The 9,787-nt window shown below is 60.8% G+C and carries 9 protein-coding genes; 3 read left to right on the top strand and 6 right to left on the bottom strand.

From position 1 onward, the window contains the following. Positions 1-198 precede the first annotated feature (198 nt). Together PH558_RS32410 and PH558_RS32405 are read right to left on the bottom strand one after the other, a co-directional pair. A complete protein-coding gene (locus PH558_RS32410) occupies positions 199-1,503 on the bottom strand; it encodes a sigma-54-dependent transcriptional regulator (protein WP_095437236.1) in 1,305 nt (434 codons plus the stop codon). Further along, the gene (locus PH558_RS32405; RefSeq protein ID WP_285208335.1) at positions 1,500-3,254 is read right to left on the bottom strand and encodes a sensor histidine kinase; all 1,755 of its coding nucleotides are present in this window, start codon (positions 3,252-3,254) and stop codon (positions 1,500-1,502) included. The genes PH558_RS32410 and PH558_RS32405 overlap by 4 nt, the downstream gene beginning before the upstream one ends. Before the next feature lie 382 nt (positions 3,255-3,636). On the opposite strand from PH558_RS32405, the gene PH558_RS32400 reads away from it, so the two are divergent. Next, positions 3,637-4,935, top strand: a complete 1,299-nt coding sequence (locus PH558_RS32400) for an MFS transporter (protein WP_095437683.1) — start codon at positions 3,637-3,639, stop codon at positions 4,933-4,935. Positions 4,936-5,121: 186 nt separating this feature from the next. Here the strand turns inward: PH558_RS32400 and PH558_RS32395 are convergent, their stop codons facing one another. The 3 genes from PH558_RS32395 to PH558_RS32385 all read right to left on the bottom strand — a co-directional run bounded on the left by PH558_RS32395 (position 5,122) and on the right by PH558_RS32385 (position 7,664). Continuing rightward, complete coding sequence (locus PH558_RS32395; protein ID WP_095437682.1) at positions 5,122-5,403, bottom strand: hypothetical protein; 282 nt, start codon at positions 5,401-5,403, stop codon at positions 5,122-5,124. 359 nt (positions 5,404-5,762) lie between these two features. Continuing rightward, positions 5,763-6,395, bottom strand: a complete 633-nt coding sequence (locus tag PH558_RS32390; RefSeq protein WP_285208334.1) for a Vgb family protein — start codon at positions 6,393-6,395, stop codon at positions 5,763-5,765. Between the two features lie 48 nt (positions 6,396-6,443). Next, positions 6,444-7,664 (bottom strand): helix-turn-helix domain-containing protein, encoded by a 1,221-nt coding sequence (locus PH558_RS32385; RefSeq protein WP_285208333.1) that lies wholly within the window; start codon positions 7,662-7,664, stop codon positions 6,444-6,446. 119 nt (positions 7,665-7,783) lie between these two features. On the opposite strand from PH558_RS32385, the gene PH558_RS32380 reads away from it, so the two are divergent. Continuing rightward, positions 7,784-8,581 carry a DUF899 domain-containing protein gene (locus tag PH558_RS32380; RefSeq protein WP_285208332.1) on the top strand — a complete coding sequence of 266 codons (798 nt, stop codon included), beginning with the start codon at positions 7,784-7,786 and terminating at the stop codon, positions 8,579-8,581. Beyond that, positions 8,581-8,892 (top strand): hypothetical protein, encoded by a 312-nt coding sequence (locus PH558_RS32375; protein WP_285208331.1) that lies wholly within the window; start codon positions 8,581-8,583, stop codon positions 8,890-8,892. Before PH558_RS32380 ends, PH558_RS32375 begins: the two co-directional genes overlap by 1 nt. Here PH558_RS32375 and PH558_RS32370 read toward each other — a convergent pair. Then, complete coding sequence (locus PH558_RS32370) at positions 8,876-9,688, bottom strand: helix-turn-helix domain-containing protein (protein WP_285208330.1); 813 nt, start codon at positions 9,686-9,688, stop codon at positions 8,876-8,878. The genes PH558_RS32375 and PH558_RS32370 overlap by 17 nt on opposite strands. Positions 9,689-9,787 lie beyond the last annotated feature (99 nt).

Below are 9,787 nucleotides of genomic sequence, written 5' to 3'. Positions count from 1 at the left end.
CAATATTCTAACATATATTAATTATTCTCTATTTTTACGCAGAATAATTATGATTAATACACATTGAAGCTATTTTTTTATACATCACATATCCATAAAGATATGAAGAAAATTACACTCAATACACATCACGCCGTCAAGTTGAGTGAGTAAAACTGTACTCGCCCTATCCCTTTCACTCTCGACTTGCGACCGATCTCACTTACGGTAGGCTGATGGGTTGATGCCGTAACGTTGCAGACGGGCATAGAGACTTCGGCGCGGCAATTTGAGCGCCTGTGCGACCTCAGAAATATCCCCCTCATATCTCTCCAGCGTGGCCCGCAGAATGTTTGCCTCGAAGTGATCCATCTGATCGGAGAGGCCGAGCTCCACGGAAGGTTGGCTGCGAGCGGAGGCAAGGCCAAGCGCCGCTTGGGTCGCATAATTGCGCAGCTCCCGGACATTGCCCAGCCAGTCGTCGGTTAGAAATCGCGCCTCCATCCCGGCGTCGATGGGGGGACGCGGCACACCGTGCAGGCGGGCGGCCTCGTCGAGGAAGGCGCTGAACAACAGGCCGATATCAGCGCGGCGCTCCCGTAGGGGCGGAATGCGAATCCGGACGGTTTCCAACCGATAGAGTAGATCGGCGCGAACGCGGTTTTCAACCACCGGGCCATGCGGATCGTTCTTCGTCGCAGCGACGATGCGAAGATCGACAGGGGTCGGCTCGCCGGTCGCCGAGGGCAGCTCGCGCTCCTCGACGACCCGCAGAAGCCGGCCCTGTAGCAGGGGCGACATGCTGTCGATCTCGTCGAGAAACAGCGTGCCGCGATCAGCCTCGGCAATGCGCCCGCGCCGGATGCGGTTTCCGAACAGAGTCTCGTCGGCGATCGCATCCGGCAGCGCGGCACAATCGACCGCGATGAAACTGCGGGCGCGCCGCCTGCTCCAGCGGTGGATGAGGCGGGCCACGAGTTCCTTGCCGGTACCCGTTTCGCCTTCGATCAGAACATCCACGTCGGCGTTTGCGACCTGGCGGATCGTTTCACGCAATCGCACCATGACCGCCGTCTGGCCGAGGAGCGGCGACGCATCCTCCGCCTCGGCGGCTGCCTGCCTCAAGCGCCGGTTTTCCAGCACCAGCCGACGCGTCTCCAGCGCCCGGCGCACGGACGCGATTAGATGATCAGTGGCAAAGGGCTTGGCAATGAAATCATAGGCGCCTTGTTTCAGCGCCCCGACCGCCATGGCGATGTCGCCTTGGCCAGTCATCAGGATAACAGGCAAATCAGGATCGCGCGCCAGCACGGCCTCCAGCAGATCGTGCCCATCAATGCGGGGTAGGCGGATATCACTGACGATCACGCCAGGCAATGCGGTTGCAAGGCTTGCCAGGGCCGACTGCCCATCACCATGCGCCTCTACATCGAAGCCCGCTATGACGAAGGAATCGGTAAGCGCTGCATTGAAGGGACCATCGTCCTCGACCAGAAGGATTTTCTGCGACGCTTGTAGGGTCATGCCCGCCTCATAGTCATTACGAATGCCGCGCCGCCGAGCGGCGACGAACCGATAGTCAACGATCCGCCGAGATCGTTCATGATGTCCTGCGCGATCCCGAGCCCGAGACCGAGCCCATTGGGCTTGCCGGTAATGAATGGGCGGAATATTTCCCTGGCCAGTGCGGGATCGATGCCGGGGCCGTTGTCGGCGACGGTCAGCCTCACCACATCCCGCCCCTCGGCATTGACGAGCAGAGCAACATGCGGATCGGCGATCTCCGTAACGGCGTCGATGGCGTTCTGCAGCAGATTGACGATAACCTGCTCCAGCCGCACGCGTTCGGCAAGCACATGCGGCTGCCCTTCCGCCGGCAGATCCAGCCGCACACCCGCTTTGCGAAACCGGTTTCCGACCAGCAGCAAGGCGCCGGCAATGATGGCGTCGAGCGGCTCCGCTCCCGCCGCCAGCCGACCGCGGCGCGAAAACCGCCGCATCTCCTGCGTAATCGTCCCGATACGCGCCGTCACCTCGACCGCGGCATCCAGATTGGCGCCGACACGATCGAGGCGATTGGCCGCGAGATGATGGCGGGCATTCTCGGCGAGGGTGCGGATGGTAGCGACAGGCTGGTTGATTTCGTGCATCAACCCCGCCGTGATCGAACCGACGGAAGCAAGCCGGTTCGCCTGGGCAAGTTCCTCACGGGCATCGCGATAGCGATCTTCGGCCCGCGTCCGTTCGGCCATCTCGCCGCGCAGCTCGGCCGTACGCGCAGCGACAGCCTCCTCGAGCGCCCGCCGATCGGCAGCCGCTCTTGCTGCACGCGTCATGCGCCACCAGATCGCGACCGCGATGACGGCCAGCCCCAGGATGGCGGGCAGTGCCAGAAGCCAGGCCTCCGCCTGCGCTTCCTGCAACGCCGTACGTGTGTCAAGAAGATGTAGGAGGCGCAGACGCGTGCCGGCGACCGGCTGCTCCGCCGCAATCAATATCTGATGACGTGGACCGCGTATGCGACCGGTATCCTCGGCGCGATACTTGCCCGGCCCCAGCGCGGCGTCGCGATATTGCCCACTGGCGACGATGCCGGCCCGATCTTCCGGCGACAGCGGCGCAAGCGTGGTCAGCACCTGTGACGGATCGGACGCGGCAAGGATTATCTGGTGTTCGTCGACGACGAGTGTCACGCCCGGATCGTTCGCCCATATCCGCGATACCGCATCAAACTCGAATTTGACCACGACCACTCCTACCGGAGCGGCGGCATCGCCTACCCTGCGGGCAAGAAACAGACCTGGCCGGCCACTGATCGCTCCAGCACCGTAATATTCCGCCGTGCCGTCTTTCAGCGCCTCGGAAAAATACGGACGGAAGCTGAAGTTCTTGCCGACGAAGCTGTCCTCAGTCCCTGCGTTCGACGCGGAAATGACAAGTCCCTTCTGATCGACGAGGTAGATAATATAGGCGCCGGTTTCCCGCGCCAGGAAACCAAGCTTTTGATCGAGTCGCCGGGCGGCATCCGTTGTGGGGCTCGCGAGCGCCTCGCCAAGATCGCGATATTCGCCGAGCACTATTGGGAGAAGCCGGAACCGCGCCAGCTCGCTGTCGAGCAAACGACTATGCTGGACCGCAAGCCCGCTCGCCTCCGCGTGGAGCCGCCCAAGTGCGTCCTGGCGAGAAAGCGAAAGCGCCGCGCACCAGATACCGACGGCGACGGCCAAGGCGGCCGCTGCCAGAAACACAATTCGCTTGAGGTTCGACCCATTCATCTGTGCAGATTATTGCACGGATTCCAAAAAATCCATGCTGAATCTTGCACACAGCACCATCAAGATCAGCGCGTGGCCCGAAGAAAATCGGGATATATCAATAGGATATCTTTGTACAGTCCGCAAACCTCGTGCCCTGTGTCTTCCACACGTATGAATGCAGGCACTGGGAGAGTGGTCCTCAATAGATAGAAAGGCCGGCCGTGGCCGGGCAACTGGCGTTGCCGATCCCGTCTTGAAGAGACCGGCCGGCAGCGCCCCCGCAGACATACGGCCCCTCCCAGCGAACTTGTCGTTCGCGGCGGTTTATTGCGCGCCTACGACGATCCGAAGCAGGAACGGGAGGAGAGGAACAATGCTGAAAACATTCGAAGATCCCATCGTGACGACAGCAAAGGCTGGAGCAGCCGAACGGCGCAACCGCCTGAAATCGATTATCGGCGGTTCCACCGGCAATCTGGTCGAATGGTTCGACTGGTATGTCTATGCTGCCTTCGCGCTCTATTTCGCACCGCATTTCTTCCCCGCCGGCGACCAGACGGCGCAGCTGTTGAACTCGGCTGCGGTCTTTGCCGTCGGTTTCGTCATGCGGCCGATCGGCGCCTGGATCATGGGGCTCTATGCCGACCGCAAGGGCCGCAAAGCCGGTCTCGCCCTTTCGGTGACGCTGATGTGCGCGGGGTCGCTGATCATCGCGCTGACGCCGGGATATGAAACCATCGGCGTGGTAGCACCGGCACTTCTGGTTCTCGCCCGCTTGATGCAGGGCCTCTCCGTCGGTGGCGAATATGGCGCCTCCGCGACCTACCTTTCTGAAATGGCCGGCCGCCAGCGCCGCGGTTTCTTCTCGTCCTTTCAGTATGTCACGCTGATCTCGGGCCAGCTTCTCGCAATCGCACTGCTGATCGTGCTGCAGGCGGTAATGACGCCGGAAGAGCTAAATTCCTGGGGATGGCGCATTCCCTTCTTCATGGGAGCGGCACTTGCAGTCGTGGTCTTTTGGCTGCGGCGCGGCCTGGCCGAAACCGAAAGCTTCAAGAATGTACGCGCAAGCGATACACAGAAATCCGGCTTCTGGATGCTCATCACCCGGCACCCCAAGGAAACCGCGCTCGTCATGCTGCTGACGGCCGGCGGCACGCTCGCCTTCTACGCCTATTCGATCTACATGCAGAAATTCCTGGTCAACACCTCCGGGTTCAGCCGAGAAACGTCGAGCGAGATAAACGCAATCACGTTATTCATTTTCATGCTGCTGCAGCCGATTGCGGGCGGACTCTCCGACAAGATCGGCCGCAAGCCGCTGATGATCGGTTTCGGTCTCTGCGGTGTGCTGTTTACCTATCCGATCTTCTCGGCGCTCGAAACCACAAGGGATCCATTCATCGCCGGGCTGCTCGTCATGGGCGCACTGGTCATCGTCACCGGCTACACATCGATCAATGCCGTCGTGAAGGCGGAACTGTTTCCTGCCCATATCCGAGCTCTCGGCGTCGCGTTACCCTATGCTCTTGCCAACACACTATTCGGCGGCACAGCCGAGTTCGTGGCGCTGAAATTCAAGAGCAGCGGCTGGGAACAGGGTTTCTATTGGTACGTGACCGCGATGATCGGCATTTCGCTGATCGTCTATCTCTTCATGCGGGATACGGCCCGAGACAGCGCCATCCAAGAAGATTGAGATAGCAGGCGCGACGAAAAGGTTTCTGCCGACATAAGCTCAACCAAACAGGAAGGGCGGGACATCCATGATGTTCCGCCTGAGGCTTCTAGCAGTCCGCGTTATTTTACGCGGAAATGCTTCGCTACCTGAGCCGTTTTCAATCTGACAAACGACTGGGGGCTCGACCTTCATCGGTCGCAACCGTCAATGCACCGGCGTGCGGCTTTTCTTGCGCCCGTTCAGCAGGTGAATGAAAGTGATCCCCTGCTCCAGCAGCAGTTCGGCCGCTTTCAGATCCTTCGGGCCAAGATCGGACGAACAGCCGCGCAGGTTGCATGCCAGAAACAGCGAATTGGTGACAGCGAGCGCATCGCCATCCTCCTCGGCCTCTTCGGCGGTGGCTTGCAGTACATCCGCGACGGCCGCCATAAGATCGGCGCGCTCCTGCAAGTTCATTTCACCCAGACTTTTCGTGATCTCACTCATGATTTCTCCTTGGCGCGCCCGACCGTTCACGACATCCGTCGTGATCGGCGCGGCTCGCAACTTAAAAATGATTGAAATGCGGTTGGTAAGTGAAATATGGCAATGAAAGCCGAGACCGGCAAGGCATGGCTTCCATGTTGGAAACGCATGGCATTGCGGTTGGTTCAAAATGCGCGAGATGGCGATCGCAGGATCTAGGCCGAAGCCCCGTCTCTGGCTCGACGAATTTTAATGTGGCGCTATCCAGTCGTGATCCGGATGCAGTCTTTCAAGCCGGAGACGTAAGTCAACTCTTTCCGAAACCGAGCGCCTGGGATCGGTCGACAATTCCAGGCGCAGGACGTCTGCTTTGCCGCCATTCAGCGCGGACGGCGAATGGCCCGCAGCTTGCCGCTGCCGCCACCACCGGCATAGAAGCGGTCCTTGCCATCGGATTCCAGGCCCGAAACGCCGGTACCCTCCGGCATTTCGAGCCGCTCCAGGACTTCGCCGGTCACCGGATCAACCCGTCGGACATCGCTTTCGTCGCCCTCCCAGGTGCCGTGCCATAGCTCGCCATCCACCCATGTCACGCCCGTGACGATACGGTTGGATTCGATTGTGCGCCGGATGGCGCCCGTTTCGGGATCGATTTCATAGATCTTGCGGCCGCGATGCTGCCCGACCCACAGGCTGCCCTCGCTCCAGGCAAGGCCTGAATCGCCGCCGTGGCCGGGCGCTGGAATGGTGGAGATTATCTTGCCGGTTTCCGGGTCGACCTTATGAATCTGGTCTTCGGCGATCTGGTAGAGATAACGGCCGTCGAAGGCGGTGCCGGCGTGCGAGGCAACATCGATCGTGCGCACTTGCTTGCCGCTTTGGGGGTTCAGAGCATGCAGCTTTTCGCCGGAAGCGAACCAGACGTGCTGCCCGTCGAAGGTGACGCCGTTGACGCGCGGCGCATTGTCGAAGGGGCCATATTCGCGAATGATTTCCGCTTGGGACTTTTTCATGGATGCATCCTCCAGTCGGGATTGGTTGAGTTTCGATGATGCAAAAGCTTAATCGCTTGGCAGTGGTCCCGGGAGTAACAATGTTGACGGGAAGTCAATAACCGGCGGCATCATCCAGCGGCGAGCCCGGCCATTGCCGACGCCCTGCACCATCCCGTCCGCGGCAAGTGCATCGAGCGCGCGCTGCACCGTGCGCGGGCTTATCGCGAGCGCGATCGATAGCGCCGAACTCGACCAGGATTCTCCATCGGACAACAGGGCAAGCAGCGAGGCATTCTCGACTTCGACCGGCGGTGCCAGCACTACGACATCTCGCTTTCCCCGCGGTATTAGCGCGAAACCGTGCTGTGTCGCATTAATATCGGCAAGCGGCTCCAGGGCGGCGCGAAGCCTGCCAATCTCAACCCTCAGTCTGGCTCGATGGGATTCGTCGGCGTGACGGGCGCGAAATGCCCGGGAAAGCAGCAGCGCCCGCGGCGCATCGTCGGGTGCCGCCTCGGCCAGCGTGCGCGCCAAGGCAAAGAGCACCGGCCGGCTCGCAAGCGAGATGATGTCTCCACCGCTGCGCACGACATTGCGGCAGGCATCGACAACCAAGGTATCGGACGTCAGAAGCGTCTCGACCTCGTCGAGCGACAACAGCTTTTCCCGCCCCTGCGCAAGCAGGCGCGCCGCCGGCTCATCGAGCGCGCGCGCCGCATCGCGGACCTCGACCATAAGCGCGGGGATTCCCGCTTCGCCGGCCGCTTCCTCAGCGCGCGCCAGAGCGGCGCGTGCCGGCTGAATGCGCAGGCGGCGGATGGCGATGCCGGCAACCGCCAGTTCATGGCTTGCCTTTACAGCGGGCGGCAGGGGCGACGGATCGAGTTTTTCGAGCAGCCGCTCGGCCTCGTCCAGATGACCGACCAGCAGCAGGCGCCGTAGCTGCAGATTGCAGGCATGGGCAGCATTGATTTGATCGCCATGTTTTTCGAGAGCGGCCCGTGCCGTCTCCAGCGCTTTCTCGGGCCAGCCGAGGTCGCGCGAGACAAGGGCGATCTCGGCTTCGGCCACAATGCAGCGGGCGCGCGCAATCGTCTCGCGCGGGCCGAAGGCGCGCGCGGCACTCTTCAGCAACGCCTTCGCGCGGGCAAGGTCGCCCAGCTGCGCCATCGCAATGCCGCGCAGTGCCAGCGCCGGGGCATCATCGCGCAGCGCGACGCGCTTCAGCGCACCCAGCACATCGCCTGATGCAAGCGCCTGAGCTGCAGCGACGATCAGCGAGTCCATTGAAATCCCGTCACACTTGTAACTCCCACCCCTTACGCCTCAAGCGGTAAGTTATCGCATATCGGCTGGCAAGATGTAGCGCCGACAAGGACGAGCTGACAGACAAGAGGAGATGAACCATGACGATGCATAGAACTGGAACGCGCCAGGAATGGCTTTCGGCACGGCTTTCGCTGCTGGAGCAGGAAAAGGAACTGACGCGACGCAGCGACGAGATCGCCGCCCGCCGCCAGGAGTTGCCCTGGGTGAAGGTGGAAAAGGACTATCGGCTTGAAACCGAGCAAGGTGTCGTTCCGCTCCCGGGCCTCTTCAAGGGGCGCTCACAGCTTCTCGTCTATCACTTCATGTTCGGACCGGATTACACCGCCGGTTGCCCATCCTGCTCATCGATCGCGGATGGTTTCAACGGCATTGCGGTGCATCTTGAAAATCACGATGTCGCCTTCTCGGCCATTTCCCGCGCACCTCTCGCGAAGCTGCAGGAGTTCAAGCGGCGCATGAGCTGGACCTTCGACTGGGCCTCTTCTGCCAACAGCGATTTCAACCATGATTTCAATGTCTGGTTCACGCCGGAGGAACAGAGCGGGGGCAAAATCGAATATAATTATCGCCGCGAGCCGCCAATGCTCGATGCTCAAGCGGGCAAGACGATACAACAATGGGAGCTGCGCGGCAGCGAAGGCCCGGTCGAACTGATGGCGTCAATGACGGGGACGGATATCGCGACCTACACGCGGGATCGACCCGGCGTCAGCGCCTTCGCCATGCAGGATGGCGAGATCTATCACACCTATTCTTCCTATGCCCGCGGCCTTGATGGTCTCTGGGGCATGTACCAGTGGCTCGACCGCGCGCCGCTCGGCCGAAATGAGACCGGCGTGTGGTGGAGACATCACGACCGATACGGAGCCAACTGATGTCTGTCTCGTCCGAAATCGGTAAAAGGGGCGGCCGCATCGCCCCTGCCCTGCCCATCACCGCCGGCCGTCTGCTGGCGCTGGCCGCCGCGCCGAGCCTCGCCCTGATGGCCGTGCTATCCGCTTATGGTTCAGCCGGCGACATGATCTGCTCCGCGCAGGGCAGCTCGATGCTCGGCGGGATGGTGCCGATGTATCTGCTCATGAGCCTCTTCCATTGCGGGCCATGGCTGAAGCTTCTTGCGAGAGGAGAAACGGACGCGCGCATGCATGTCCAGCTAGACACCAACAGTGCTAGGCAAGATTTTTGAGATAGAGCGAAAGCAGCTGGGTCTGGGATGAAATGCCGAGCTTGCGATAGACGTTGCGGCGGTGAACCTTCACCGTTCCCGTCGAGATATTGAGCTTCAGACCGATCGATTCCGACGAATGCCCCTGTAAAACGAGCTCGACGATGGCAGTCTCCCGGCTCGTCAGATTGAGATCCCGCCAGACGGTTTCCGCTGGCGGGATGTTTCCGTTCTGACCCGGCTTTCGCTTTGTCCTGCTGCCGGCAGCCAATTGCGCGTCGAAGCGCGAGGCGAGGCCGGACCAATAGTATCTCACCATGTTTGCGACGAGCGGCTCGACCTTCTTTAGCGTCGCAAATTCCGCAGGTGGAAAAACCCCGGTCTTCTCGCGCCGCATCAATGACAGAACGATGGTGACATCATCGTCGGCATTGACGAAGAAACCAATCTCCTCGGCCAGTCCGGTCTGCACATAATAGGTTCGGTAATATTCGCTGGAAAAGAAACGGTCCGGCGCCAGCTCCCGCATCCTGAGCACGCCTTCGCGGCGCTCGCGCGCCGTGTGATAGAAGGGATCCAGCAGATAGGGACCGGCCTGGTAGAGCGTGACGAAGACGACATGCTCTTGGGGATCGAAAGTGCTGTAGAGATCGATCGGCCGTTCCTTGCCGCGATAGGCGAAAACGACCACGTAGTCGAACCGTACCAGCGACGCCATCATCTGGCGGAACGTCTCTCCGAACTCGGCATCCGTCATCGTCGATCGGCCGATCGTGGCGTTGAAGGCGGCAAACAGCCCTTCAAGGTCGGTGCTCATGTGACGGATTCCCTCTGCCGTCCTGCGCATTCAGCGCAGCCCCTATATACACCTCCCACGAAGCATTCTGCACGAAAATACCTCTTTCGGGGTATATAC

Origin of the sequence: Rhizobium pantanalense, assembly GCF_030182525.1 — a bacterium.
Lineage (GTDB): Bacteria > Pseudomonadota > Alphaproteobacteria > Rhizobiales > Rhizobiaceae > Rhizobium.
This window is presented reverse-complemented; position numbering and strand designations above follow the sequence as displayed.